The organism is Paraburkholderia largidicola, from assembly GCF_013426895.1.
Classification (GTDB): domain Bacteria; phylum Pseudomonadota; class Gammaproteobacteria; order Burkholderiales; family Burkholderiaceae; genus Paraburkholderia; species Paraburkholderia largidicola.
In genome coordinates, this window is sequence record NZ_AP023175.1 from 758,089 (window position 1) to 782,389 (window position 24,301).

The window sequence follows — 24,301 nt, forward strand, 5'->3', positions numbered from 1 at the left end:
GGTTCCGATTCGCGACTCGCCATCACGTCTCGTGAATGACGAGCGCCGCGCCGCAGAACAGCACGGCGAACAGCGCGACTCTGAAAAGTCCGGGATGCCACGCGTAACGGTACGCACCGGCCCTGGCGAGCAGCAGATCCAGCACGACGAACACGGCTGCAGTCGCCATCAACACGAGCAGCAGCGTCGGTGCGAAGAATCCGAATAGCTCGACTTCAACGGGCATGGTCTTCCCCTTTACTGATGCCGGAATCCCTCGCGTCGACGTCCACGCCGCCGCCCAGATCTCTCATCAGCAAGACCCAGGTGTCGACACGCTGCGCGCGTATCAATGCGACATCCCGCTCCTGTTGCAGCATGACTTTCTGGGCGACCAGTACGTCGAGATATTCGGTGATGCCCCCTCGATAGCCGAGGTCGGCAAGATCGTAGGCCCGCTTTGCGGACTGCAGTGCGGCCTGCGCCGCCCCCTGTTGTTCCTCTAGCGACTGCAGAAGCGTCACCTGCTGCGCAACGCTTTGCATCGCGGATAACACGGTGTCGTTGTACTTCAACACGGCATCGTCGTATTCGGCCGTCGCAACGCCATAACGCCCACGTCGGCGTCCCGCGTCGAAGATGGGCAGCGATCCCGCCAGTCCGACGCTGTGACCGATTGCATCGCTATTCAGAAAGTTGAAGAAACCGCCAAACGGCGCCACGGACGCAAGCGATGCGCTCGCCACGAGGTTGATGTTCGGGTAGAAGTCCGCGTGCGCCGCCTCGACCTTTTTCGCTGCCTCCGCTGCTCGCCAGCGTTGCGCGACGACGTCCGCGCGATGACCGAGGATTTCGGCAGGCAATGACGAGGGCAACGCAACGCCGACGTCCCGAGGCAAAGCGGGACGCGTCAGCGTATCGCCAAAGCCCGGCCCTTCGCCGACCAGATAGGCGATCTGCAACCTGGCCGCTGCGATCTGATAGCGCGTGCGAACGATGTCCGTCATACCCGCCTGATACTGCGCCCTTGCCTGACTCGCGTCGATATCTCCGGCGATACCTGCCTTGCGCCGCTGCGTCGCGACGTCCAGGTTGCGCCGCTCTTCTTCGTTGACCGACTGATAAATGTCGAGAAGAACGTACTGAAGCGCCAGTTGCGTATAGGTTCGCGCGACCGCCACCTGAAGCTCGACCTTGGCGAACTGGGCGTCGGCCGCCGACGCGCGCACGGCATCGAGCGCGCCCTTCTCGACGGCGCGGTTCCTTCCCCAGAGATCCAGATCGTAGGACAGCGCCACTGCCGCCGAGTTGTCCCAGACGGTCGTGCCGCCAGGGGGAGACGGCGTCGCATAGCGCGGGAATCGGGTGCGTGCGAGCGCGGCCGTGCCTTCGACATCGGGAAACAGATCTGCACGCAACGCACGCGCCTCCCATATCGCAGCCGTGACCCGGGAGCGCACGATCGCGAGTGTCGGGTTGCCCGCTACCGCGCGTGCCACGAGTCGGTCCAGTTGCGGGTCGCGCCATGCCTTCCACCACTCGCTGGTGGGCCAGTTCGCGTCCCGCCCGGCCTCGCGCAACGCTTTGCCAGAGTCGATGGTCGCCGGGTCGACGAAAGATGCTTCGGGCTTGATGCCGGCGCCGCTGATGCAACCGCCCAGAAGCGTAACGGTTATGCATGACGCCACCGACAGGCGAAGCACGTCGACGGCTTGTCCGGCGCGCGCTCTCATGACGCTGTCGCCTTGACAGCGGATGCGACCGGCAACTGGTCTGTCAATGCGGCACCCGTCGAGTAAAGCCGCGCGCGCATCTCGAACAATGCGTCCGCTTTCTCGGACGAGAGCTGCCTTGAGTGCGTTCTGAGAACCTGCAGCGCGTGTTCTATAGCGCGATACGCCGCCTCGGCCGCGTCGGTCTTTCCGCTTTGCGCGAGTTGCCCGATCGCTTTCAACCACTCGCGCTGCACGTCACTCCACGCGGGCGGCAATGCGTCCGCATGAGCGTCAGCCAATGTGCGCAATTGCGACAACGTATTGGCAATCCACAGCTGCCCGAATGCCCATGTCGTTGTCCTCGCGCGATACGCTTTCGACACGTTCGGCACCGTCACGATACGCACGATGAGATCGCGCATCGCCACTCCCACGCTTGCCGGTTCCTCCGCGTCGACGTCGTCCGTTGCGGCACGCACCAGAATGTCGCGGATGCGCGCGGCCGTTTGCCTTGCGAGCCACTGGCCTTCGCGAGGAATGACGAGCGAGAACGCGGCTGCCGACACGCCAATGCCGATCAGCAGCGCGAAGCTGCGGTCGAGGTAGGCAGGCGGGTTGTACACGGCGACATTCATCGGCGTCAGCGCGTAACAGAAGTACACGTTGAAGCCCGCGCCCAAGCCGGCAATGCTCGGGAAGGTATTGGCGTAGCTGCCGAAGAAGATCACTGTTCCGATGCACAGTGCCAGCAGCGTGACATCGCCCAGGCCGGGCATCACGATGAAGTTCAGGATGAAGCCCGCCATGCAGGCGAACAGGCATCCCGTGAAGTTCTGCCAGCTCGCGGGTATCGGCGTCGGATTGAGCGAAAAGAATCCACTCGTTATCCCTGCCGATACAACGGCAATATAGCCATTGGTCCACCCGGAAGCGATCCACGCTGCGGCGACTATGCTGACGGATGTCGCGGCGCGCAGTCCGGACACGATCGCCGTGATCCCGCTCGAGCGCAATGGGGCGCTGCGCATGAACGCTATGGCCTGCACGATCGGCTGGGTCAACTGAATCTTCGGCGGGTTGAATACGATGCTGCAGGCACCGCAGAAATCGTGCAGTGACGAAACGGCCAGATACACTTCCGCGCCTACCATCTCCACGATACGTGCACCGGCGTCGCTGTACTGCTTCCCGCATGTCGAACTACACTCGTGAGCGCGCAACCATGCTTCCAATACGCCCAACTGGTTATTCAGGCGATCCACACGCTGCATCGTCTGCAAGCCGCCCTCTTCGACATCCGCTGCTATTGTCACCAGCTTGTCGAACAACGCGTCGGTCTCCGCCTTCACGTCGTGATCGATGTCTTTCGTAATCTGCCTTGCACGATTCACTGCGTAGATGCGCGTGACAGCATCGAGGAAGGTCTCGTCGAGCAGTACGAGCGCGTCGTTGCGCAGGCGCATTGCGGGATCTTCGAATACGGCAGCCGTGCGCAATCCTTCAATTGCTACGCTTTCGCGTATCAACTTCAAATAGCTTTCGACCGGCTCGTCCAACGTTTTTCCCGATGCTGCGGAGCGCAGTGCGGATAACAACGACGCCAGCGCCGTTTCGCGCCATTTCATCAAGGCGGGCACCACCTTCTGCGGAAAGATCAATGCGCTGATCAGGCCGCCCGTGGCAACGCCGATCATCACTTCGCTTATCGTGTAGATGACGTTGTCGACGACATCGTAAGGCGTGGCCCATTCAGGCACGGTCGTGATGCAGGCCGCGTATCCCGACAACACAAAACCGTATGACTGATAATTCTTGTAATACGACGATCCGGCAACGAACAACCCAACCCATATCGCGAGGCCGCCGAGAAACAACGGCGGCTGCTGGGCGAACATGCCGACGAGTGTAAGCCCCGCAAGACTCCCGCAAATGATCCCCAGTGTCCGGTAAAAGCCCCTCGCGATCACCATGCCGCTTTGCTGTTGCAGCATCACGATAACGGCCGAGACCATCGCGGTGCCGGGAGAGCGCAGTTCGAGGCGCATGCTGATCAGCATGCTGAGTACCACTGCCAGCGCAGCCTTGAACGCATGCAGAAGACGTGGTGCATCCTCGTTTCGATAGACAACGAACTCTTCGTAAAGACCGCGCAGATCCGCAATCATGTCCGTTCGCCTCGACCAATCGGTCCGTAGACAGCCGATGCTGCCCGCTGTTCGACGCAAGCCACCGTGACGTTCATATTACCGGCGAAGACAAAGACACTCTTTCGACAACGAACGGGTGATTGCATTGGCAAACTGACATTCGTCGCGCGTGCTGTGTGGATACAGTCGACTGTCTGTCTCCCCTGCCTCGCCTCCCGCGATTGCGATCAAAAAAGCAAGTCTCTTTTCGCCAGGATCCCGCTAATCATATTGATTCGGCATCCTAGACTGCGCGATAAGGCCGTCAATATGCACCCGCCATCATCAGACTACCGGAGGTCGCCTTCATGAAAAATCTCTTGCATGCAGCACTCGTTACGACATTGCTCGCGAGTCCCGTCGCGTCTTTTGCGCAATCGAACGGTACCGTTTCGCGTGCACAGGTGAAAGCGGAATTGCGGGAACTCGAGCAAGCTGGCTACTACCGCGCTCGCAGTGAGGCCGCGAACTACCCGGCAGAGATCCAGGCCGCGGAAGCACGCGTCACGCAACGAAACCTCGCGTCACGAAGCGGGGCCAACAGTGCAGAAGGTGGCGTGACGTCCGGTTCTGCCCTGTCGGGAAGCCGCACTCCTCGAGAGTGATCCGTGCGCGAGCCGATGGATGGTTCTACACAAGCTCACGTCGTTCTTCGGTTGCATCTGGAAATGGAAATGAAGAAAAAACTGGCGCCGCGCCATTTCGACGTCTTAGTGGCAAGCGCCTCTGCGTTGGCGCTGGCTCTGGCATTGCCCCTGCCCGCATTTGCGCAGACTTCGAACGGCCCCGTGACGCGCGCGCAGGTACTGCAACACCTCTACGACCTGGAAGACCTGGGGTATCGGCCGGCGCAAGCGTCCAGTTTGCGTTTTCCGTACGACATCGAAGCGGCAGAGCAACGGCTTGCTGAAAAGAAACGTGCGGAGGCCTCAGGTTCTGATACCGCGGAGCCCTCCGCCGCCAGCGAGTATCCCGATGCCACGACCTCTATGACCCGTTGACGCATGCAACGCGACGTGCGATTCGACAAGACAGGACAACATCGCCAACGGGACAATGCAACGACTGGCTGGCACTACACGCACGTGTGCTGCCCGGTAACCAGCTCACAGGCAAGGAGAGATGCATGTCTTCGCGTAAAAATTTGCTTACCGCTGCAATCGTTGCCGCATTCATTGGAGGCATCGTCCCCGCATACGGCCAGACCGATACGTCAGCGTCGGGCGTGACCACGACACCATCGAGCAAGAAGACGGTGAGAAAACAGAATCACCAGCTCGAAGGAAAAGTCCGGCATGCGCTGACCGCCACCAAACATCTCGACTCGTCCGGCATCGTGATTCTGGCGCGTAGCGGCAAGGTCACGCTGGAAGGCGACGCGCCCGATGACCAGCAAATCCAGCTTGCGGCTGCGACGGCGGCCAAGGTTGCCGGCGTGACAGGCGTCACCAACAATCTGCACATACGCGAAGCGGGCAACTAGCGCGCGGCAGGCGCAGCAATGGAGGATTATCATGAGACACATCCTTGTCGGCGCGCTTCTCGCCACACTTCTTGCCGCCCTCCTCGCTACCGCGAATGTTTCATTCATATCGCCCGCCTGCGCGAGCGGATATGGGCCGGCTCCGTTCTATCGTCCCGATATCGGTGCGCCGCCTTCGCAGCGTGGTGAAAATGCCCAGACCCTGAGAAATGTACGTAACGCTGGCGAAATCCCAAGTTCGACCGATGTCGGCGGCGTCAACCCATCATCATCTCAGTCGGGCGTCGGCGAAGCAGCACTGACGTCACGCACCTGGACATTTCGTCATCACTGATAGCGTCGATTCCGACCGGCATCCTCCCGACGTGCGGTGAACACACGCAGGCGCGATGCGCTTGCGGGGCCCGCCCAAAGGACGGATGCCGATCGCCTGTTCTTCGTCACAAAAGAAGCTACCGATTTCCCATCTCGTTGAAAAACACGCGTGTATTCAATCGAACGAAATCTTTTCAATAAGCACGATACGACCGTATCCACGACCACATCTAAACGAATCATGCTTCGTGATCTGAAGCAACTCATAACCATTCAAATCAATTCGACCGCTGTTTCATTCAAATCCAGTTGCCGTAAGCGTTCTATAATTCCTCAAGCAAAGAACTCAAAGCAGGTTGACGCTTTATCAGAAGCAGCGCCCAATCAGTCTTTAGTCGCGTGCGCCGCGCTTCTCTTTTATTCCGGCACCGGGAGCGCGGCGACATGTCGACTGACGACGAGGATAGCAACATCGAGGCTATCGCTGCTCTATCCAACGCGTTCTCCGAAGAGGTCGTACTCGACCGTGTGCTGGAAACCATCGTTCGGGTAGCGCTCAAATGCACGGGCGCAACGGCCGGGCAATTGATGCTGTCAGATCAAGGTACCCTTCGTACACGCGTACGCGCGACATCGCGTCAGGACGTCGTTGTCGAAATCGGGTCGACGATCGAAGACGAGCCGATAACTGGTTTGATCGCGCAGGCAGTCGCGCAAGCCGGCCGCTCATTGACACTCGATACGGCGAACGAAACCGCTGAGAGGTTCGCACGACGCGATAGTGAAGCCCGCGTCCCATGCTCGGCGTTCTGCCTGCCGCTATTCCACAAACGCCGTCTGGTCGCAGTGCTATATCTCGAGAACGATCGGGCCAACAAGGCGTTTCCCACGAGAAAGCGCGCACTCATCGAACTGCTTGCATCCCAGATGGCCATCGCGCTCGAAAACGCACGTCTCTCTCAGGCACTTTACGATGAAGAGCGACGGCGCTTTTTCGCCGAGGGCCGACTTCGTCAAGCGCAGTTCGCGTTATCCGAAGCGACCCGAGCGACAGCCATCGAGGAACTGGTCGGATCGATCGCTCACGAACTCAGTCAGCCGCTGAGTGCTATCGATGCATCGTCGGGCGCGGCACTGCGATGGTTGAAGCGGGATGTACCGAACCTCGAAGAAGCGACGATCAGTCTCAACAAGGTTCAAAGCTGCACGACACGGGCGAAAGTGACAATCGACAGGCTTCGCGCAGCGATCTCGCAGTCGAAGACTTTGTTCGAAGAATTCGACGTTCATGCCGCGATTCGTGAAGTCGTTCTGCTCGCCCGCTCGCGCATCGATGAACTCGACGTACAGATTGAACTGGCCGGTATGAGTGTGCAGTGCCACGTGATGGGCAATCGCGTGCAGATCCAGCAGGTCGTCGACAGTCTTATTGCGAATGCACTCGATGCACTGACCTCGATCACTCAGCGGCCACGAATCATCAGCGTTTCTTCCGCACGGCACGAAGGCAGAACCGTCGTCATCTCCGTCGCCGATTCGGGGCGTGGCATCGAACCTGGCTCGGAGGACCAGCTGTTTCGCCCTTTCGTCACGACCAAGCCGAGAAGCATAGGCATCGGGCTCCCCATCTGCAAACGGATCATCGAGGCGCACGGCTCCGCCATGCGGGTCGAGCCGCTCACGCCCTTTGGCGTCCGCTTTTCATTTACGCTGGATCAGGCACTGCAGAACAACGACGCGGATTGAGGGCCGGTTGAGCAAATGACGATCGTGGCCTATGCGTAGTCCGAGCGATTGCTTACGTCGCCTCCCGACTCGCGGCGCTTTCGGTCGCCAGCCCAAGAAGTTTCGCCTTTTGCAGAAACTCGCCGGACGTTTTTACGCCGAGCCGCTTCATTCCCTCACCGCGATAGATCTTCACCGTGATTTCGCTTACGCCAAGTTCGTCGGCAATCTGGCGATTCGGTTTGCCGCACGCGATACGATGCATGACCTGTTTCTGTCGTGGCGTCAGTTCGACCCACCGTTCCTGGAGGTCCTGTAGCGCCGATGCGTCCGCAAGCCGTGAACGGTCCTGTTGAACCGCCTCCGCGATCGCGTCCAGCAGGTCCTGGTCGCGCAAGGGCTTGGTCAGAAAATCCACCGCGCCTGCTTTCATCGCTTTGACGGTCATCACGATGTCACCGTGTCCCGTGATGAAAATAATGGGGTGAGAGATGCCGCGTTGCGTGAGTTCCTGTTGCACCATCAGGCCACTCAGACCCTTCAGGCGAACATCGAGCACGATGCATGCAGGACCGTTGCTGACGGGACCATCTTTCAGCATGTCGATCAGCGCTTCACCGTGAGCAAACACGCTGGTCTTCATGCCCACGGACTTCAACAGTTGCCCCAGCGAATCTCGCACGTCTTCGTCGTCGTCGACGACAAACACTGTGGCCGGTTCAGTGTTACGTGGCTCAGCCAGATTACCGTTCACCGTTCTTTCCTGCGAAAAGGACCCATCTAATATAGGCGTCCTCTTGCGGTATGGCCATTTAATTAACCTGAAGCGGCGGCCCGGTCGATATAACGCTTGCGGCATAGGTGTGAGGAATCGGGGCGGGCCAAAGTGGTGCCGCCGCGACCCGCACCGGTGCGGCAGAACATCGCGTTCGATGTACGCCGCACCGGCAGCGCGTTACGTCGCGTGATGCTTGAGCACCACGCCGGGGCGTCACTTATTTACCGCTTTCCAGCCGGGCTGCCAGCGCCTTGAGCCCGTCGTCGTAGATGCCCTGAAACAGCTTCGACGCTTCCTGATCGCTCACGCCAGCGGGTGTGAACTGGCCCGACCATTCGACGCGGCTGGTATTGTTGCCCGCGTCCACGACCTGGAGTGTGGAAAGGTAATCCGTGACGGGAAACGGCGCTTTCAGGATCGCGTAGCTATAGCGTCGCGCCGCGTTGTCGAAGCTGATGAGCCGCTCGACGATCGGGTCGCCATCGGGATTGGCAAGTTCCCGCACACGCCCTCCATCAAGCAATTCGCTCTTTGGAATATACGGCAGCCAGTCCGGCAGAGAGCCGAATCCGCCTATCAACTGCCAGACCTGATCGGCCGGCAGCGGCAGATTCATGCTTGAAGATGCTGTGGCCATGACGCCTCCTATTTGCGGTCGATCGGCAGCGGCGCGCGCGGCGACACGAGTCCTTGCTCGCGCATCTCCTCCCAGAAACCGCCCGGGATGTTCACGCGCAACGCGGCGACATCCTCCGCGATACGCTCGGGACGGCTTGCGCCCGGAATGACGGCCGCAGTGGCCGGATGCGCCAGCACGAACTGCAAGGCGGCGGCCTTGATCGGAATCTCGAAGCGTTGCGTCAGCGCCTTGATCTTGCCGACCTTCGCGAGAATGTCGGGCGACGCCTTCTGGTACTCGAAATGGCTCCCACCCGCCAGCACACCCGAGCTGTATGGGCCGCCGACGACGATGTCCACTTTCTTCTTTTCCGCTGCAGGCATCAGGCGCTCCAGCGCCACCTCGTGATCGAGCAACGAATAGCGGCCGGCCACCAGCATGCCATTGGGCTGCGACTCGGACAGTCCGAGCGTCAGCTCGATCGGCTCGACGCGATTGACGCCCAACCCCCAGCCTTTGATCACTTTCTCGTCGAGCAGTCGCGCCAGTGCACGAAAAGCACCCGTTCGCGCGATCTCGAACTGCGCGAGCCATGCGTCGCCATGAAAGTCCTGCGCAATATCGTGGACCCAAACGAAGTCCAGCCGATCGACCTTGAGCCGCTTGAGACTATCTTCGATCGACTTGAGCGTGCCGCTCTCCGAGTAGTCGTACACGATGCGATTCGGCCTGCCGAATTCGAACAGTCCGCCCTTCTCGCCGAAATCGCGTCCGCCCGTTTCGACCTCGTCCAGAATGATCCGGCCAACTTTCGTGCTGAGCACGTACTCGTCGCGTGGATGCCGGGACAATGCTTCGCCTACGCGCAGCTCCGATAGCCCTGCACCATAAAACGGCGCCGTGTCGAAGTAGCGCACGCCCTCTTGCCATGCCGCCTCGACCGTTTGCAAGGCGACTTCCTCGGGAATATTGGTGAACATATTGCCCAAAGGCGCACCGCCAAAGCCCAATGGACCATTCAGCAAACTGCTTCGGATACTCATAGTAACTCCTGAAATTGGGGTGACCCAACGTCCTGCCGCGCACGCCTAGCGGGCATCGTCCAGAACGGGCTCGCGGACGTGCATGAACGCGAGCGCTTCCGGACAGATCTTGCAACGCAGTTCGTCGGAGCGAGGCAAGCCCGCAGCGCAAGCTTCAATGGCCGAGGCGAGAATCATCGCGTTGACGTTGCGCGGTGCGGGTCGCGCAGGGCGCGGCCGGAAGATCTCGTCGCCGGGTGCGATCGGTTCGCCGCTCATCGCGCAGCGGCCCGCCACGCGAGCGCGCGCGGCCACCCAGAGTTGCTCGCGATAACAGCACTTCGTTGCGTCCCGCCAATCGAGCGTGACGCTCAGCGGGCTGGGACGATCGATGACACGCACCGCGGGCTCCCATGCGGGCCCACTGACGTCGGCGGGAGCCCTGCGCGTCACAGCAGGATCAAACAACTCTTCAAAAGCGAATTGCGAACCCGCGGGCAAAGACAGCAGATTGATCGTTCGAGTCCACGGATCGTCGAGGTTTGCTTCTAGCAGCATTTACGCCTCCTTTCGACACTTGCCATGTCCGCACCGGGTACTCCGTCCGCGATTTCAGGGTCTGCAATCGGCGGGAGCAGATGCGGCCAACTCAAGATAGCCGCGCGCAACGCGACGGACCAGCCCTACAAAGGGTTGCGGCTCATCATCGAAACTGTGAGACCTTAAACCTTTGTTTAGGGTGGGTCGGGCCACAGATGGGCGCGGCGTCAGCACTGCGCGCGGCGCGGCCCGCGTCATGCAGCGACGCGCGGTCATTCGAGGTCGTGAGCGGATTGCGTTCGGCGCGAACGCGACGCGAGGTGAAGTGTGCGAACCGCGAAAAAAAGCGCGGACAGGTCAGTCAGGCGCGACGTGTGTGCGGGCGGGGACTGACACCGAGAACCTGGGCGTGGCGAACCAGATCGACAATGGAACGCACACCCATCTTGCGCATCAACTGTCCACGATGCAGCTTGACGGTGATTTCGCTGACGTGCATTTCGTCGGCGATCTGCTTGTTGAGCAGCCCCGCGAGCACGAACTCCAGCACCTCGCGCTCTTTCGGCGTCAACGACTGGTACCGCCCGCGCAACTCGGCCGTGGACGACTCCACCGAGAGGCGCTCCGCGTCACGCCGCAGCGCCTGTGCGACCGCATCGAGCATGTCCTGTTCACGGAACGGCTTGGAGAAGAAATCCATTGCGCCCGCTTTCATCGCTTTGACGGACATCTCGACGTCGGCATAGCCGGTGATGAACAGAATGGGAATGTGCGGCGCAATCTTCGCAATCGACTGCTGGAAAGCCAGCCCGCTTTCGCCGCGTAGTCTGACGTCGAGAATCAGGCAACTGGGAATGTTCTCCCGCGTGAAGTCGAGAAATTCGGCCGGCGAACTGAACACTTCCACGCGATGCCCAACCGAGCGAAGGAGGCTACCGAGCGATTGCCTCATATCCTCATCGTCGTCGATGATATACACCGCCGACGGCGGGAGTGAACCGTCGTCGCGTACCGGCGTCGACCGCATCGTGGTGGTCATCCGACTTCCCCTCAACGAGTCCAGACCATTGTCGGAGGGCGCCGCCTCGTCCTCGGCCTGCTGGGTGGCCGCGTTCAGTCGCGCAGCCCTGCATATCGCCCTTATTGTAGCGGCTGCCCGTATCCGAAGCTCGACATGGGTCGCACCCGCTCGCGGCGCGCCGACCCGCCACGGACCGCATTTTTATACCAAGGTATGGTTATCGGCCTTTTCCCGGCAGATTATTCTGAATTCAGAAAATCAAACACCCCACAGCGTTGCCGCGGGTTCGCCTGTGGGGTCAGTCCGAGGAATCCCGTGAATCCTGCCGTGCTCGTTTCCATAGTAGAAGACGACGAACTGGTTCGAAAGGCAACCGAAAATCTCATCCGGTCGATGGGATGGGACGTGCTTGCTTTTGATTCCGCTGACTCGTTTATCGCTTCAGGCGCCGTGTATCGAACGACATGCCTGATATCGGACGTGACCATGCCGGGCATGTCCGGCATCGAGATGCACGCGCTGCTGATCTCGCAGGGTTGCGCGCCGCCTACCATCTTCATCACGGGGTACCCGAACGCTCAGGACGAAGCCATCGTCCTTGCCAATGGCGCGCTCGCCTACCTCGAAAAGCCCGTCGATGCGAATACGATGCTGGCACAAGTCCAACTGGCGATCGGCGCGCCGTAGTCCGAAGATGCCGCATGCAACATGCGTGCTCGCGCCGCCCGACGCTGCGCAACCGTGTGCGCGGGAGCTTGCTGGCAAAGATTTATACCTGAGTATAGGGTAGTGACGCCGCGCGGGATTCCCAGCATACCGGGGTACTATTTCCCTCGCTGACAGGATCGCGTTAGTGTTGCGGCATCGAGACGACGGACCAGCGGCGCCGCTATTGCGCGGCTCACTCCCGTCCTACGGAGAACCAGGCGGCGGAGCCACCCTCAGGCCCGTGCGCCGCTCTAAAGGTGATCACGATGGATGCCAATGCGCTCGATCTGTCACGGCTGCAGTTTGCCTTCACGGTGTCCTTTCATATCATCTTTCCGGCGCTCAGTATCGGACTCGCGAGCTTTCTCGCCGTCCTCGAAGCCTGCTATCTGAAAACAGGCAAGCCGCACTACAAGTCGTTGTGCGTTTACTGGGCGAAAATCTTCGCGGTCGGCTTCGGGATGGGCGTGGTGTCCGGCGTCGTGATGGCGTATCAGTTCGGCACCAACTGGTCTGGCTTTTCGCGATTCGCCGGGCCGATCACCGGTCCACTCCTTACTTACGAGGTGATGACAGCTTTCTTTCTCGAAGCGGGATTTCTCGGCATCATGCTATTCGGCTGGGAGAAAGTCGGACCGAAAGGGCATTTCGCCGCGACGCTGCTCGTCGCGGTCGGCACACTGATCTCGACGTTCTGGATTCTCGCGTCCAACAGCTGGATGCAAACGCCACAAGGGTTCATCGTCGAGAAGGGACATGTGGTGCCCGTCGACTGGCTGGCCGTCATCTTCAACCCGTCGTTTCCGTACCGCCTCGCGCATATGACGATTGCCGCATTTATCGTGGCTGCCCTGATCGTCGCCGCGACGGGAGGATGGCATCTGCTGCGTGGCCGGCGCGATCCCGAAGTGAAAACGATGTACTCGATGGCGCTGTGGCTGCTGCTGTTTCTCGCGCCGATCCAGGCGTTCGTCGGCGATCAGCATGGCCTGAATACACGCCACTATCAGCCCGCCAAAATCGCCGCGATCGAAGGGCTATGGGAAACGGAAAAAGGCGGCACGTCGCTCAACCTGATCGGCTTTCCCGACATGCAGGCGGAAGTGACGCGCTACGCAATCAAGGTTCCCCACCTTGGCAGCCTGATTCTCACGCATAGCTGGGATGGTGAAATTCGCGGACTCAAGGAATTTCCTAAAGAGGACCGTCCCAATTCGTCGCTGATCTTCTGGACCTTCCGCATCATGGCGGGACTCGGCATCCTGATGATCCTCACTGCGATCGCCGGCGCACTGTCGCGGCGCGGTGCAAAGCTCTTCGAATTTCGCGCGTATCAGTGGCTCACGGTAGTCATGGGGCCGACGGGCCTCATTTCTCTCATTGCGGGATGGATTACAACGGAGGCGGGACGGCAACCGTGGGTCGTCTACGGCGTGCTGCGCACCAAAGACGCGGTATCGCCCGTGACATCGCAAAGCGCGGGCGTGTCGCTGCTGATTTTCATCATGGTGTACTTCCTGGTGTTCGGCACCGGCATCTATTACATCCTCAAGCTCATTCAGGCTGGACCGGGCACGGCGGAACACCCCGCGTCGCCTCCCACGCATGAGGAATCTGCGAATGCGAGTGGGCGGCGTCCGCTTGCCGCCGCAACCGAATAGCCGATCCGGCACACAACACTATTCGCAGCTTCGGGAGCATTGCCATGGATGTCACCGTGATCTGGGCCGCCATCATCGCCCTCGGTCTGTTTATGTACATCGTCCTCGATGGGTTCGATCTCGGCGTCGGAATGATCTTTCCGTTCTTCCCGGCAGACAGCGAGAGAGACATGATGATGCACAGCATTGCGCCCGTCTGGGACGGCAACGAAACCTGGCTGGTGCTAGGCGGCGCCGCGTTATTCGCCGCCTTCCCGATGGTCTATTCGGTTGCCTTGTCGGGACTTTATCTGCCCATCATCTTCATGCTGGTCTGCCTGATATTTCGCGGCGTATCGTTTGAAATCCGCGGCAAGGCGAATCGAACGAAGAACCTTTGGAGCCTTTCGTTCATCTGCGGATCGGCAGGCGCTGCATTTTTCCAGGGCGTGATTCTGGGTGCGTACCTTCAGGGCATCCCCGTGAAAGACGGCATATTCTCCGGCGACCCGTTCTTCTGGGTCACGCCTTTCAGCTTCTTCACGGGAATGGGTCTGATGGTGACTTACGCGCTGCAGGGCGCGACCTATCTGGTGATGAAGATAGACGGAGACCTGCAGGAACGCCTGCGTGCACTCGTCTGGCCGCTCACGTTCGCCTTGCTCGGCTTCATCCTTGCCGTCAGCGTCTGGACGCCGCTGACCGACGCGCAAATCGCCTCACGATGGTTCAGCTCGTCGTTCCGCTACAGGCTGTATCCCATCCCTGTTCTCGTAGCGATCACTGCGCTGGCGATGTTCCACGCAGTCAGGCGCCGCCATGAAACCACTCCGTTCATCTTGAGCCTCGTACTCATCTTGCTCGGGTATATCGGTCTGCTGGTCAGCATCTGGCCTTACGCGATTCCCAATAGCGTCACGCTCTGGGACGCGGCCTCGCCTCGTTCCAGCCAGCTGTTCGCTCTGGTCGGCGCCGTGATCATCATTCCCATCATCATTGTGTATACGACGGCGGGCTACTGGATCTTCCGCGGCAAAGTCGAAGCGGGGAGCCAATATCATTAATGGAGTATTCAGCCATGTCAAAGACTCCATCCGATCCTCAGTCGACATTTGGCAAGCGCATGATGTGGTTCGTCATACTCTGGCTAGTCGGCTTTGGAGGCACGATGCTGCTCGCAATGCCATTTCATTTTCTTGTCGCCGCGTCGATGCATCATTGAACAGCGACAGCCTTTTGCGATCCCGAATCGCAAAAGGCTGTTTTCATGGTGCTTTCGAAAGAACGCGCAATGTCATGCGCCCCGGGACATCGTGCTTTCGATCGCCCCATGTTTCGCACGCCAGCGGTGCGGCGTATCGTCGACGTGCCGCCGGAAAACGGTCGTGAAATGAGCTTGCGTGCGAAACCCGACGCTGAACGCGATATCCGCGACGGTCGAGGTCGTCGTGGCAAGCAGCGTCTGGGCGTGCTCGATGCGCCGACGCAAGATGAACGTATGGGGTGACGTCCCCGTTGCCGCGCGAAAACGTGCGGCGAAATGCATCGGCGATAACCCGACGGCGGCGCCCAACTCCGCCAGCGTCAGGCCCACGTCGATTCTCTGATCGATAAAGTCGATCGCTATCTTGACCCGCCAGGCCTCGAGCGGCGATACCGACGATCCGCGCGCCGGCTTGACCGATGCGCGAGCAACGACAATTTCCAGCAATCGCGCGAGGATGGAAACCGTGATCCCGTCCGCGTACATCGAACTGGTCAATGCTTTGCCGTGCAGCGCGCGCAACAGCGTGGCCGTGAGCTTGATGACGACCGTGTCCCGGATGTGCAGTGGCGCGGCCGTCAACAGCGAGGTGACGTTCGATTCGCCCGCGTCGTCGTCGAGCCACGCTGCCAGCCAGTGCGACGGTACATAGACGTAGAGAAAATCGGCGGGCGTGTGGCACGTGCCGCGAAGCTCCGAGCCCGGCGGCACGATCAGCGCCGCGCCCCGATCGATGACGCCGTCATAAACCTGGTTTCCGTTGGACGACACCATCACCAACGATTGACGCAAGCACAGGGCCACCAGCATGCGTTCATGGTCGACATGGGTGCTCCATACTCTCGGCGCTTCGCTCGTCCACCTCGATACCGAAAACCAGACCGGGTTTGCATCGGTCCCGTTGCGCAATTGAAATCCCGCTTGCGGCGCGGCGCTTGCGCGTTCGTCACCCGACTCGTCTAACGGATTCTCTGCAACCGGGAACGAATACGAAGCGAATGTCGTCGACTCGCCGCAGCGATCGATGGCAACTGATTCGTGCATGGACTTTCCCCCTACTCTCGCCCGCAGGTTAGCGTCAAGGTACTCCATGCCGTAGCGGCCCGGAGTGTCTCGCGTGTGCGTCCGCAGCGTGCTGGCTGACCGCCGGGACACGGTTACACGATAGCGCTCCGGCATCGGGGCGGGTAGTCTACGGCAGTATCGAGTGGCGCAGCAGAACCTTCCGCACCCTAAACCAAGGTATAGGTAGGAGGCGCGGCGCCCGTGCGCTCATTGACGACGCGCCACTCGCCGCCACGACTATCGCGGATCAATCCGATACATCGACCGAATGCACCACGACCGCAGTGCGTTCTGCGAGATCGTTGATCTGGGAGAGGTAGTTCTGGAAATGGGGCGTCGCGCGATGCGAGGCCACGGCATCGGTATTTTTATAGAGTTCATCGAGCACGAACCGGCCTGGATTATCCACGTCCTGCCACAGGTCATAGCGCAGGTTGCCGGGTTCCGCACGCGAAGGCGACGTCATGCCGCGCAGCAATTTATCCAGCTCGACTTCGCGCCCCGCCTTCGCCGTGAGAATAGCGACGATCTTGACATTTGAGGTCACTTAACCGACTCCTTTAAACGGATCATGAACATTCATTCCCAGACTTCTTCGAACGGGATCGGCCAGAACTTCAGTTGGCTTTGGCGCGCGCCCTGCGTTCGCCCAGCACGCCGTGAATCTGCGCGACCACGGCCGCTCCTTCGCCGACAGCCGCCGACACGCGCTTGATGGAGCCGTAGCGCACCTCGCCGATTGCAAACACGCCGTTCACGCTGGTTTCGAGCGTGTGGGTTCCATCATCGTACCCTGGGCGTGCCTCTGCACCCGTGAGCACAAAGCCTTTCGCATCGGTTGTTACGCTGCAATCCTCGAGCCAGCGCGTATTGGGTTGAGCACCCGTGAACAGAAAGAGATGTCTTACGCTGAATGAGAGCGGACCGCGCGGCCCTTTGCAGTTCACTTCCGACAAGCCCGCGGAATCGTCCGTCAACGACACGACCTCGGTTTCCGTGTACAGCGTCACATTGGCGAGTCCCGTGATCCGGTCGATCAGGTACTGGGACATATGTTCTTCGAGACGGTGCCCACGTATCAGCAGATGCACGTGTTCGGCGTGCGACGCGAGATACACGACGCCCTGTCCGGCAGAGTTCCCGCCGCCGACCAGCACCACTTCCAGCCCTCTGCACAGCTTCGCCTCGACGGGGGACGTGCCGAAGAATACGCCGCGGCCGGTCAACCGTTCGAGGCCGGCGATCGATGGGCGCACATAAGCCGCACCGGACGCAATCACGACCGTATGCGAAGCGACACGCCGCCCGCCTTCGAGTTCGACCTCGAGCGGCATGCAGTCGCAACAGAGCGTGTTGATGCGCGTGGGAATCGAGATATGCACGCCGAACTTCTGCGCCTGCATGAACGCGCGCCCCGTTAGCGCCTGACCAGAAATGCCCGCCGGAAAACCCAGATAGTTTTCGATTCTCGCGCTCGTGCCGGCCTGGCCGCCCGGCCCCCAGCTATCGAAGATCGCAACCGACAGCCCTTCGGATGCGGCATACACCGCCGCGGCGAGACCGGCAGGGCCAGCGCCGACGATGACGGTGTCGTAGACATGATCCGGATCGAAGTCCGGCAACCAGCCAAGCGCCGTCGCCACACGGTTCTCGTCCGGCGCGCGCAGCACCGTCCCGTCCGGGCAGACCACAATCGGAAAGTCAGCCTTGGTTGCTGAAATGCGTTGCAGCAACTCAACCGTATCGGGATCTTCGCGTGCATCGATCAGCGTATAAGGATACGAATTGCGTCGCAGCAGATCCTGCAATGAGATGAGACGCGCATCGCTCGAATCTCCGATCAGCACAGGACCGCTACCACGTTCGATGAGTCCGAGCCGGCGCAAGATCAGCGCGCGCATGATCTTCTCGCCGAGTTCCGCTTCCATCACCAGCAGTCTGCGCAGATCCAGAGACTGGATCACGATTGCAGTCGTATCTTCGACGACGATGCCATCGCCCAGACAAGGATGGCCGAACAGTTGCGCGATTTCGCCGAGGAACTGGCCCGCCCGATACTCGAAGATGCGGTGCACGCGGCCCATCGCATCACGCCGTATCACCCGCACGAAACCCTTCAGCATGACGACGAGGCCGGGAGCCGGGTGCCCCATCGTGAACATCACCTGTCCCGCCGCCCACTGCGTCTCTTTGCCGAATGGGCGCGTCCTTTCGACTTCCCGTTCCGGCAAATACGGGAACATCTGTTCCGTTCCGCTCGACAGCACCGAGGCTGTGCCGTCGGATTCAACCGGATTGACGTAATGGAAGTTCGGGTCGCGCAACTCTTCTGGCTGCGGTCCCGATAGATCGCGCATGACGTCGCCCCATGGCAGGCCTCCGGTTGAACGCGGCAGTCCACTCTTTGAGTCTTGATCGTTGTCCACGTGCGCGTCTCCAGAAACCGGGCGAATCACGGAACGGCCATCACGCAGACGGCCTGCGCATTGACGAACTCACGCAGGCCGATGCGAAAGCGCTCTCCCATAGCCGCTCTCCTCGAACACCGAAAAACGACGATGCCGCGCGACCGCGATCAGAACTTCATCACCGCTCTGCCGACCACTTCGCCCACTCTCAACCGGTCGATGTACTCGTTGAGTTTGTCGAAGGAAAAAGTTTCAACGGTGTGCTGGATCTTGTCTTCCGCGGCAAGCGCCATCACTTCGCTCAGGTCGGTATTGTTGCCCCAGAACGAGCCGTGCAAGGTCTGCTCGCGGGAAACCCGGGGAAATAGCGGTATATCGATGCGATCGCCCACCAGACCGACGTCCGCATAGTGACCGCTGATGGACAGCAGGCTCATCGCGAGTTGTACCATCTCGGGGGCACCCGCGCAATCGATGGCCGCGTCGATATCGTTTCGTCCCGTGGCCTGGCTCAGTTCTTTGGCGATATCGCCCGACGTCTTCCCCTTGATGTTGATGATGTAGTCCGCTCCGTACTCCTTCGCGACGGCGAGCTTGTTGGGATTGCGCGCCAGTGCCACGATCTTTGCGCCCGCGCCGAGTATCTTGGCGTACTGCACCGCATAGCCCCCAAGCCCACCGATACCGAACACGCCCATCACGCGGTCAGGTCCCAAGGCACCCGCATCGCGCAGCTTCTTGATGCCGCGATAGGGCGTGAGGCCCGCATCCGTCAGCGGCGCGAGCGTTTCAAAGGGAAGGCGTTGATCGACCTTGATCAGATAGCGCGCCGGCACAGGCAGAAACTCCGCGAAACCGCCAACGGGTCCAAACCCCGGCCACCGTACGTTAGGGCAAATGTGCGTATTGCCGATCTGGCAATGACGGCAGATACCATCGCCCCAGCCAGGTGCAACGACTACATGATCGCCCTGCTTGAACCCGGCCGCCTCGGGAACGATGTCGCCAATCTTGCTGATCACACCCGTTATCTCGTGTCCGAGCGTGATAGGCGTCGGGATATCGGCGTACTTGCGGAAATACCCGTCGATCAACTGGACATCGGAGCGGCACATTCCACATGCCTTGACCTCGACGAGGATTTCATCCGGTTTGGTGTCCGGAACCGGGATGTCTTCGAGAACGAGAGGCTTCCCATATTCATGCATGCGCGCTGCTTTCATATGCGTTTCCTTTCCGGTGTTGCTACGTCACTCAACCACTTGCGAGGCGTGATTGAAGGTCGTCCACTCGCTCGCAAGCGCCCTGATCCAGAATTCGAATGGCTCGTCACGAATCGCAATTCAGCGGGCGAGCGCGGCGAGCGCGGCTTCGGCCACGTCGATGTCCTGCTCGACGGTCCCCGCACTGGCGCCCACCGCGCCGATGATCTTTCCATCGATCACCACGGGAATACCGCCGCCGAAGATCACGACTTTTCCCGCATTGCTCTCCTGAATACCGAAGAGCGGCTTGCCCGATTGCGCAAGCGCCGCCAGGTCCGACGTCGGTTTGTCGAAGATCCTTGCGGTCACTGCCTTGTCGATCGCCAGGTCAATGCTGCCGATAAGCGCGTCGTCCTGGCGAATAAACGCCAATAGATGACCGCCCGCGTCGACCACTGCGATGTTGTACGCAATGCCGAGACTCGTTGCCTTCGCTTCCGCCGCGGACAGCATGTGTTTCGCATCCTCGAGCGTCAAACTGTTGTACGTACGTGGCATTTCATCCTCGTCGCAATGTGATCGTGATTCGACCTGCCTGATCAGGAGCCTCGGACGACGCTCTCCCGTCCCGCCCTTGCGCATGACACCTCGCTTAGTCACGACGCTAACGGAATCGAAAGAACCACGTCGGGTGCACGTGCGGATTGGAAGATCGTGCGAACACGACGTCGAGTGCGTCCTTGCGGCGCTACCTGCTTCCCGAATGCAGTTCTTCTGGATCAACTGTGCGAACTGGTAACTAACGATGCTTCTCGAAAGAGAGGACCTCGATTCACGGAGCAGAATGAAAGGCCTCTCCTTCTCCATCGTAAGGAACATGCTATGCAGGATTTCAATGGCAAGGTCGTCGTCATCACAGGCGGCGCCACTGGCATCGGATTCGCACTCGCCGGGCAATTCGCGAAGCGAGGCGCGCAGCTCCTGATCGCAGGCATTCAGCAAGAACGGCTAGCGCATGCCGCAGAGGCGCTGTCTAAAGTCGCAACCAGGATAGAGACTTTCGAATGCAACGTGACCGATCGGAAACAGGTCGAGGCGTTGGCCGATTTCGCCTGGGAGAAATTCGGTCATGTCGACGTGATCGTCAACAACGCCGGTGTCGGCCCCATACCGTCGACCGTCATCGACGCCAGACCCGAAGACGTGCACGCCGTGCTCGCGGTCAATCTTTTCGGCGTGTGGAATGGGGTGTCCGTGTTCGGCAAACGCTTTCTGAAACAGGAAACACCAGCGGCGATCTACAACGTCGGCTCGGAGAACGCCTTCTTCAATGCAATTCCCGAAGGCGCGGGATACGTCGTCAGCAAGCATGGCGTACTCGCGATGACAGTTGCATTGCGAGAGGAATTGCCAAAGCACATCGACGTTGCGCTCATTTGCCCGGGGCTCGTGCGCTCCGACCTCGCAAAAGAAACCCAGGAAGGCATGGACACGGACGCGTATGCTGAAGTCGTGATGAAGCAGATTCAAGCCGGCGAGTTCTACATCGTTTCGCACGCGTTCAACCTTGTCCGGATCAAGGCGCGCTGGCGGGAGATCGAGGCGGCATTCGCCAGATACGCGCCGCGGTATGACGGCGATGTCGAATATGACGTTCGCACACTGGGCGTAAAGAACAACTGGTATCCGCGTTATCCCAACGCGGCTGCGGATATCCCCGTCTGACGCGGCCGTATTCCGGACCGCAACGATTGGCCCATGTATTGGGTATTCAATGCTCGTACCTGCACACCAAGGAGAATCACATGAAGATCCTGATGGTATTGACCTCGCACGACGAACTAGGCAACACCGGCCGCAAGACGGGTTTCTGGCTGGAAGAACTGGCCGCACCCTACTATGTTTTCAAGGATGCCGGCGTGCAGATCACGCTGGCTTCGCCCAAGGGCGGCAAGCCGCCGATCGATCCCAAGAGTAACGAGCCCGCGAATCAAACCGATCAAACCCGCCGTTTCGAGGCGGACAGCAATGCGATGGCCGATCTGGCAAGCACCGCCGTGCTCAAAGGCATCGTGCACGATACATTCGACGCCGTGTTTTACCCTGGCGGACACGGCCCGATGTGGGATCTTGCTGAAGATACCGACTCGATCGCCCTGATAGAAAGTACGATTGCCGCCGGCAAGCCCGTCTCGCTCGTTTGCCATGCTCCCGGCGTCCTTCGTCATGCGAAGGCAGCCGACGGGACGCCGCTCGTCAAAGGCAAACAGGTGACAGGATTCACCAACGGCGAGGAAGAAGGAGTCGGACTGACGAAGGTCGTTCCGTTTCTGGTCGAGGATGAATTGAAGGCCAAAGGCGCCATCTATAGCAAGGGGCCTGACTGGCAACCGTATCTGCGTGAAGACGGGCTGCTGCTTACCGGACAGAATCCGGCGTCTTCAGGACCCGCTGCAAAGGCGCTGTTGGCGAAATTGAACAAAGGGAAATAACGCGTGCGTGGCTGCGATCTGTCGTGGCGTCGTTGTCAGGCGCGCACTTCGCGAAAAAGTGTGCAATATTAGACACCGCGTCACGCCCCACTCAACCTTGAAATGAGGCCAGAATGAACAAGCGACTGCTGTGTGCATTATTGGTAGGCATTGCGATGAGCGTACCCGTCGCATCCCATGCACAAACGGATGACTCGCAAGCCACGCATGCATCGAAGAAGGCGACACCGGCCGATCGCGCACTCGGCAAGGCAGTGCGCCGCGCGCTCGCCAAGGCGCAAGGTTTCGACGTGTCGGGCGTATTCGTCCGTGCGCGAGGCGGCGCCGTGACATTGAGCGGCACGGTGAAAACCGGTGAGCAGATCCAGCAGGCCGAAGAGGTCACGAAGACCGTGCAAGGCGTGACATCCGTGAATAACAAGCTCTCGCTCTTTCATGGTGGCAACGGCTAGGCTGCCAGCCTGAAAACGACGGTAGAAACCGACCGCGCATCGGCACATGCGATGCGCGGTCGATCGCGCGCCGCGTTTATCGCTGCGCCAGCGAAATCTTGCCGTCGATGCGCCGGTTGATCGCAAGCGGATTCGACGTTTTCAGGGCCTCCGGCAACAACGATTCCGGCAAGTCCTGGTAACTGACGGGCCGCAAGAAGCGTTGAATCGCCAGGCTGCCGACGGAAGTCGAACGCCCATCTGCTGTGGCCGGATACGGGCCGCCGTGCACCATCGCATGTCCGACCTCCACGCCTGTGCCGAAACCATTCACCAGTATCCGGCCCGTACGTCGTTCGAGAGCGGGCAAGAAGCGGCGCACCGCTTCATGATCTTCCTCGTCGATATGTAAAGCCGACGTGAGCTGCCCCTCCAGCGACTCGACCAGTTCCAGCATCGATTGCAGATCGCGGCAGCGAACGACCAGCGAAGACGATCCGAAGATTTCTTCCTTCAATGCTTCGTGTTCACGGAACGCAACGTCCGTGGTCGAGAAAAGCGCGCCTTGACCCTGGCTTTGCGATGTCGGCGCAGCGCCCCGAGCCTCGGTGACGACATCCGGATGCCCGGCGAACGTGGCGACAGCCCGTTCGAACGTCATGTGAATGCCCGGCGTCAGCATGGTTGCGGCCTGCACGTCGCCGAGCGCCGCCGCTGCTGCACGAATGAACCCGTCGAGCGCGGGGCCGTCCACGGCGAGCACGAGGCCAGGGTTGGTGCAGAATTGCCCGGCGCCCAATGTGAGCGACTGCACGAACGCACGTGCAATCGCATCGCCGCGACTTTGCATTGCGTGAGGAAACAGCAGGACAGGGTTGATGCTGCTCATTTCCGCGTATACAGGGATCGGCTCGGGCCGCTCGGCCGCGATGGCGATCAGTTCGGTTCCCGCGCCTCGCGACCCTGTGAAGCCCACCGCCTTGATACGCGCATCGCGCACGAGCCCCTGGCCGATCTCGCGGCCGCTGCCGAACAGCAGGGAGAACGTGCCTTCGGGCATGCCGCAGTCCTTGACGGCCTGCTGGACCGCCATGCCGACGAGTTCCGACGTGCCGGGATGCGCCGAATGCGCCTTGACGATCACGGGACAACCGGCTGCGAGTGCCGAAGCCGTGTCGCCGCCGGCAACCGAAAACGCCAACGGGAAATTGCTCGCGCCGAACACGGCAACCGGTCCGAGCGCGATATGGCGCAGCCGCAAATCGACACGAGGCAGCGGCTTCCTGTCGGGTTGCGGCGGATCGATGCGTGCGCCGACGAAATCGCCGTCCCGCACGACGTCGGCGAACATCCGCAACTGGCCAACTGTGCGGGCACGTTCGCCTTCGATGCGCGCCCGCGGCAGACCCGACTCCCGCACGCATCGCTCGATCAGTTCATCGCCGAGATCGAGAATGTTGCTGGCGATCCTTTCGAGAAACTGTGCCCGCGGTTCGAGCGACGTCTCACGGTAGATATCGAACGCTTGCCACGCCAGTGCGCAAGTGGCATCCAGATGTTGCTGGCTAGCGCCGCCGAATGCGGGCTCCATTTGCTCGCCCGTAGCGGCATCGATGGCGTACGACGTGCCTTGATTGCCACGCACCATCGAGTGACCAATCAGAAGATTGCCTGCGATATTCATGTCGGTTCCTTGAATTAGCGT

26 protein-coding genes are annotated in these 24,301 nt (G+C 60.3%); 12 read left to right on the plus strand and 14 right to left on the minus strand.

The window, feature by feature from the left end; translation table 11 throughout:
• Window positions 1-22 precede the first annotated feature (22 nt).
• The 3 genes from PPGU16_RS20055 to PPGU16_RS20065 are packed head-to-tail and all read right to left on the minus strand — an operon-like array spanning window position 23 to window position 3,859.
• The gene (locus PPGU16_RS20055; protein ID WP_180724522.1) at window positions 23-226 is read right to left on the minus strand and encodes a DUF1656 domain-containing protein; all 204 of its coding nucleotides are present in this window, start codon (window positions 224-226) and stop codon (window positions 23-25) included.
• The gene (locus PPGU16_RS20060; RefSeq protein ID WP_180724523.1) at window positions 216-1,712 is read right to left on the minus strand and encodes an efflux transporter outer membrane subunit; all 1,497 of its coding nucleotides are present in this window, start codon (window positions 1,710-1,712) and stop codon (window positions 216-218) included. The genes PPGU16_RS20055 and PPGU16_RS20060 overlap by 11 nt, the downstream gene beginning before the upstream one ends.
• A complete protein-coding gene (locus PPGU16_RS20065) occupies window positions 1,709-3,859 on the minus strand; it encodes an FUSC family protein (protein ID WP_180724524.1) in 2,151 nt (716 codons plus the stop codon). Before PPGU16_RS20065 ends, PPGU16_RS20060 begins: the two co-directional genes overlap by 4 nt.
• Window positions 3,860-4,188: 329 nt before the next feature.
• Here PPGU16_RS20065 and PPGU16_RS20070 point away from each other — a divergent pair, with 329 nt between their 5' ends.
• From PPGU16_RS20070 to PPGU16_RS20090, 5 genes are all read left to right on the plus strand, one after another.
• Window positions 4,189-4,485 (plus strand): DUF4148 domain-containing protein, encoded by a 297-nt coding sequence (locus PPGU16_RS20070; RefSeq protein ID WP_180724525.1) that lies wholly within the window; start codon window positions 4,189-4,191, stop codon window positions 4,483-4,485.
• 69 nt (window positions 4,486-4,554) lie between these two features.
• The gene (locus tag PPGU16_RS20075; protein WP_180724526.1) at window positions 4,555-4,881 is read left to right on the plus strand and encodes a DUF4148 domain-containing protein; all 327 of its coding nucleotides are present in this window, start codon (window positions 4,555-4,557) and stop codon (window positions 4,879-4,881) included.
• A 125-nt stretch (window positions 4,882-5,006) separates the two neighbouring features.
• Window positions 5,007-5,363: a BON domain-containing protein gene (locus PPGU16_RS20080; protein ID WP_180724527.1), complete on the plus strand. Its 357-nt coding sequence runs from the start codon at window positions 5,007-5,009 to the stop codon at window positions 5,361-5,363.
• 31 nt (window positions 5,364-5,394) lie between these two features.
• Window positions 5,395-5,697 carry a hypothetical protein gene (locus PPGU16_RS20085; protein ID WP_180724528.1) on the plus strand — a complete coding sequence of 101 codons (303 nt, stop codon included), beginning with the start codon at window positions 5,395-5,397 and terminating at the stop codon, window positions 5,695-5,697.
• Window positions 5,698-6,122: 425 nt separating this feature from the next.
• On the plus strand, window positions 6,123-7,424 hold the full coding sequence (locus PPGU16_RS20090; protein ID WP_180724529.1) for a sensor histidine kinase: 1,302 nt from the start codon (window positions 6,123-6,125) through the stop codon (window positions 7,422-7,424).
• Between the two features lie 52 nt (window positions 7,425-7,476).
• On the opposite strand, the gene PPGU16_RS20095 is transcribed toward PPGU16_RS20090, so the two are convergent.
• The 5 genes from PPGU16_RS20095 to PPGU16_RS20115 form a co-directional block, all read right to left on the minus strand.
• Entirely contained in the window at window positions 7,477-8,262 is a 786-nt protein-coding gene (locus PPGU16_RS20095; RefSeq protein ID WP_180724530.1) for a response regulator transcription factor, read from the minus strand.
• Window positions 8,263-8,398: 136 nt separating this feature from the next.
• Window positions 8,399-8,818 (minus strand): SRPBCC family protein, encoded by a 420-nt coding sequence (locus PPGU16_RS20100; RefSeq protein WP_180724531.1) that lies wholly within the window; start codon window positions 8,816-8,818, stop codon window positions 8,399-8,401.
• Window positions 8,819-8,826: 8 nt separating this feature from the next.
• Window positions 8,827-9,843 carry an aldo/keto reductase gene (locus PPGU16_RS20105; protein ID WP_180724532.1) on the minus strand — a complete coding sequence of 339 codons (1,017 nt, stop codon included), beginning with the start codon at window positions 9,841-9,843 and terminating at the stop codon, window positions 8,827-8,829.
• A 45-nt stretch (window positions 9,844-9,888) separates the two neighbouring features.
• Window positions 9,889-10,380 carry a DUF3331 domain-containing protein gene (locus PPGU16_RS20110; RefSeq protein WP_180724533.1) on the minus strand — a complete coding sequence of 164 codons (492 nt, stop codon included), beginning with the start codon at window positions 10,378-10,380 and terminating at the stop codon, window positions 9,889-9,891.
• Window positions 10,381-10,723: 343 nt separating this feature from the next.
• Window positions 10,724-11,401 carry a response regulator transcription factor gene (locus PPGU16_RS20115; protein ID WP_180724534.1) on the minus strand — a complete coding sequence of 226 codons (678 nt, stop codon included), beginning with the start codon at window positions 11,399-11,401 and terminating at the stop codon, window positions 10,724-10,726.
• A 135-nt stretch (window positions 11,402-11,536) separates the two neighbouring features.
• Between PPGU16_RS20115 and PPGU16_RS20120 the strand changes: the two genes are divergently transcribed.
• From PPGU16_RS20120 to PPGU16_RS20135, 4 genes are all read left to right on the plus strand, one after another.
• Window positions 11,537-12,070, plus strand: coding sequence for a response regulator transcription factor (locus PPGU16_RS20120; protein ID WP_243460641.1), 534 nt, complete (start codon window positions 11,537-11,539; stop codon window positions 12,068-12,070).
• Window positions 12,071-12,357: 287 nt separating this feature from the next.
• On the plus strand, window positions 12,358-13,752 hold the full coding sequence (locus PPGU16_RS20125; RefSeq protein WP_180724535.1) for a cytochrome ubiquinol oxidase subunit I: 1,395 nt from the start codon (window positions 12,358-12,360) through the stop codon (window positions 13,750-13,752).
• Between the two features lie 44 nt (window positions 13,753-13,796).
• Complete coding sequence (gene cydB / locus PPGU16_RS20130) at window positions 13,797-14,795, plus strand: cytochrome d ubiquinol oxidase subunit II (RefSeq protein WP_180724536.1); 999 nt, start codon at window positions 13,797-13,799, stop codon at window positions 14,793-14,795.
• Window positions 14,796-14,809: 14 nt separating this feature from the next.
• Window positions 14,810-14,953 carry a hypothetical protein gene (locus tag PPGU16_RS20135; RefSeq protein ID WP_180722662.1) on the plus strand — a complete coding sequence of 48 codons (144 nt, stop codon included), beginning with the start codon at window positions 14,810-14,812 and terminating at the stop codon, window positions 14,951-14,953.
• 72 nt (window positions 14,954-15,025) lie between these two features.
• On the opposite strand, the gene PPGU16_RS20140 is transcribed toward PPGU16_RS20135, so the two are convergent.
• The 5 genes from PPGU16_RS20140 to PPGU16_RS20160 all read right to left on the minus strand — a co-directional run bounded on the left by PPGU16_RS20140 (window position 15,026) and on the right by PPGU16_RS20160 (window position 20,231).
• Window positions 15,026-16,039, minus strand: coding sequence for a helix-turn-helix transcriptional regulator (locus PPGU16_RS20140; RefSeq protein WP_180724537.1), 1,014 nt, complete (start codon window positions 16,037-16,039; stop codon window positions 15,026-15,028).
• A 268-nt stretch (window positions 16,040-16,307) separates the two neighbouring features.
• Complete coding sequence (locus tag PPGU16_RS20145) at window positions 16,308-16,607, minus strand: putative quinol monooxygenase (protein ID WP_180724538.1); 300 nt, start codon at window positions 16,605-16,607, stop codon at window positions 16,308-16,310.
• 70 nt (window positions 16,608-16,677) lie between these two features.
• The gene (locus tag PPGU16_RS20150; RefSeq protein WP_180724539.1) at window positions 16,678-18,417 is read right to left on the minus strand and encodes an FAD-dependent oxidoreductase; all 1,740 of its coding nucleotides are present in this window, start codon (window positions 18,415-18,417) and stop codon (window positions 16,678-16,680) included.
• 218 nt (window positions 18,418-18,635) lie between these two features.
• The gene (locus tag PPGU16_RS20155; protein ID WP_180724540.1) at window positions 18,636-19,691 is read right to left on the minus strand and encodes an NAD(P)-dependent alcohol dehydrogenase; all 1,056 of its coding nucleotides are present in this window, start codon (window positions 19,689-19,691) and stop codon (window positions 18,636-18,638) included.
• A gap of 120 nt (window positions 19,692-19,811) precedes the next feature.
• Complete coding sequence (locus tag PPGU16_RS20160) at window positions 19,812-20,231, minus strand: GlcG/HbpS family heme-binding protein (RefSeq protein ID WP_180724541.1); 420 nt, start codon at window positions 20,229-20,231, stop codon at window positions 19,812-19,814.
• 156 nt (window positions 20,232-20,387) lie between these two features.
• On the opposite strand from PPGU16_RS20160, the gene PPGU16_RS20165 reads away from it, so the two are divergent.
• The 3 genes from PPGU16_RS20165 to PPGU16_RS20175 all read left to right on the plus strand — a co-directional run bounded on the left by PPGU16_RS20165 (window position 20,388) and on the right by PPGU16_RS20175 (window position 22,617).
• Window positions 20,388-21,398 (plus strand): SDR family NAD(P)-dependent oxidoreductase, encoded by a 1,011-nt coding sequence (locus PPGU16_RS20165; RefSeq protein ID WP_197986848.1) that lies wholly within the window; start codon window positions 20,388-20,390, stop codon window positions 21,396-21,398.
• A gap of 80 nt (window positions 21,399-21,478) precedes the next feature.
• Window positions 21,479-22,165: a type 1 glutamine amidotransferase domain-containing protein gene (locus PPGU16_RS20170; protein ID WP_180724542.1), complete on the plus strand. Its 687-nt coding sequence runs from the start codon at window positions 21,479-21,481 to the stop codon at window positions 22,163-22,165.
• A gap of 113 nt (window positions 22,166-22,278) precedes the next feature.
• Window positions 22,279-22,617: a BON domain-containing protein gene (locus PPGU16_RS20175; protein WP_180724543.1), complete on the plus strand. Its 339-nt coding sequence runs from the start codon at window positions 22,279-22,281 to the stop codon at window positions 22,615-22,617.
• Between the two features lie 76 nt (window positions 22,618-22,693).
• On the opposite strand, the gene PPGU16_RS20180 is transcribed toward PPGU16_RS20175, so the two are convergent.
• On the minus strand, window positions 22,694-24,280 hold the full coding sequence (locus PPGU16_RS20180; protein ID WP_180724544.1) for an aldehyde dehydrogenase (NADP(+)): 1,587 nt from the start codon (window positions 24,278-24,280) through the stop codon (window positions 22,694-22,696).
• Window positions 24,281-24,301: the final 21 nt, after the last annotated feature.

Excerpts from the sequence above, each read along its gene's own strand:
- PPGU16_RS20095 (WP_180724530.1), bottom strand. The coding sequence starts at position 8,262 with ATGCCGCAAGCGTTATATCGACCGGGCCGCCGCTTCAGGTTAATTAAA.
- PPGU16_RS20115 (WP_180724534.1), bottom strand. The coding sequence starts at position 11,401 with ATGACCACCACGATGCGGTCGACGCCGGTACGCGACGACGGTTCACTC.
- PPGU16_RS20080 (WP_180724527.1), top strand. The coding sequence starts at position 5,007 with ATGTCTTCGCGTAAAAATTTGCTTACCGCTGCAATCGTTGCCGCATTC.
- PPGU16_RS20065 (WP_180724524.1), bottom strand. The coding sequence starts at position 3,859 with ATGATTGCGGATCTGCGCGGTCTTTACGAAGAGTTCGTTGTCTATCGA.
- PPGU16_RS20175 (WP_180724543.1), top strand. The coding sequence starts at position 22,279 with ATGAACAAGCGACTGCTGTGTGCATTATTGGTAGGCATTGCGATGAGC.
- PPGU16_RS20105 (WP_180724532.1), bottom strand. The coding sequence starts at position 9,843 with ATGAGTATCCGAAGCAGTTTGCTGAATGGTCCATTGGGCTTTGGCGGT.
- PPGU16_RS20135 (WP_180722662.1), top strand. The coding sequence starts at position 14,810 with ATGTCAAAGACTCCATCCGATCCTCAGTCGACATTTGGCAAGCGCATG.
- PPGU16_RS20150 (WP_180724539.1), bottom strand. The coding sequence starts at position 18,417 with ATGCGCGATCTATCGGGACCGCAGCCAGAAGAGTTGCGCGACCCGAAC.
- PPGU16_RS20160 (WP_180724541.1), bottom strand. The coding sequence starts at position 20,231 with ATGCCACGTACGTACAACAGTTTGACGCTCGAGGATGCGAAACACATG.
- PPGU16_RS20055 (WP_180724522.1), bottom strand. The coding sequence starts at position 226 with ATGCCCGTTGAAGTCGAGCTATTCGGATTCTTCGCACCGACGCTGCTG.
- PPGU16_RS20140 (WP_180724537.1), bottom strand. The coding sequence starts at position 16,039 with ATGCACGAATCAGTTGCCATCGATCGCTGCGGCGAGTCGACGACATTC.
- PPGU16_RS20070 (WP_180724525.1), top strand. The coding sequence starts at position 4,189 with ATGAAAAATCTCTTGCATGCAGCACTCGTTACGACATTGCTCGCGAGT.
- PPGU16_RS20060 (WP_180724523.1), bottom strand. The coding sequence starts at position 1,712 with ATGAGAGCGCGCGCCGGACAAGCCGTCGACGTGCTTCGCCTGTCGGTG.
- PPGU16_RS20170 (WP_180724542.1), top strand. The coding sequence starts at position 21,479 with ATGAAGATCCTGATGGTATTGACCTCGCACGACGAACTAGGCAACACC.
- PPGU16_RS20110 (WP_180724533.1), bottom strand. The coding sequence starts at position 10,380 with ATGCTGCTAGAAGCAAACCTCGACGATCCGTGGACTCGAACGATCAAT.
- PPGU16_RS20090 (WP_180724529.1), top strand. The coding sequence starts at position 6,123 with ATGTCGACTGACGACGAGGATAGCAACATCGAGGCTATCGCTGCTCTA.
- PPGU16_RS20120 (WP_243460641.1), top strand. The coding sequence starts at position 11,537 with ATGGGTCGCACCCGCTCGCGGCGCGCCGACCCGCCACGGACCGCATTT.
- PPGU16_RS20125 (WP_180724535.1), top strand. The coding sequence starts at position 12,358 with ATGGATGCCAATGCGCTCGATCTGTCACGGCTGCAGTTTGCCTTCACG.
- PPGU16_RS20100 (WP_180724531.1), bottom strand. The coding sequence starts at position 8,818 with ATGGCCACAGCATCTTCAAGCATGAATCTGCCGCTGCCGGCCGATCAG.
- PPGU16_RS20155 (WP_180724540.1), bottom strand. The coding sequence starts at position 19,691 with ATGAAAGCAGCGCGCATGCATGAATATGGGAAGCCTCTCGTTCTCGAA.
- PPGU16_RS20085 (WP_180724528.1), top strand. The coding sequence starts at position 5,395 with ATGAGACACATCCTTGTCGGCGCGCTTCTCGCCACACTTCTTGCCGCC.
- cydB (WP_180724536.1), top strand. The coding sequence starts at position 13,797 with ATGGATGTCACCGTGATCTGGGCCGCCATCATCGCCCTCGGTCTGTTT.
- PPGU16_RS20180 (WP_180724544.1), bottom strand. The coding sequence starts at position 24,280 with ATGAATATCGCAGGCAATCTTCTGATTGGTCACTCGATGGTGCGTGGC.
- PPGU16_RS20075 (WP_180724526.1), top strand. The coding sequence starts at position 4,555 with ATGAAGAAAAAACTGGCGCCGCGCCATTTCGACGTCTTAGTGGCAAGC.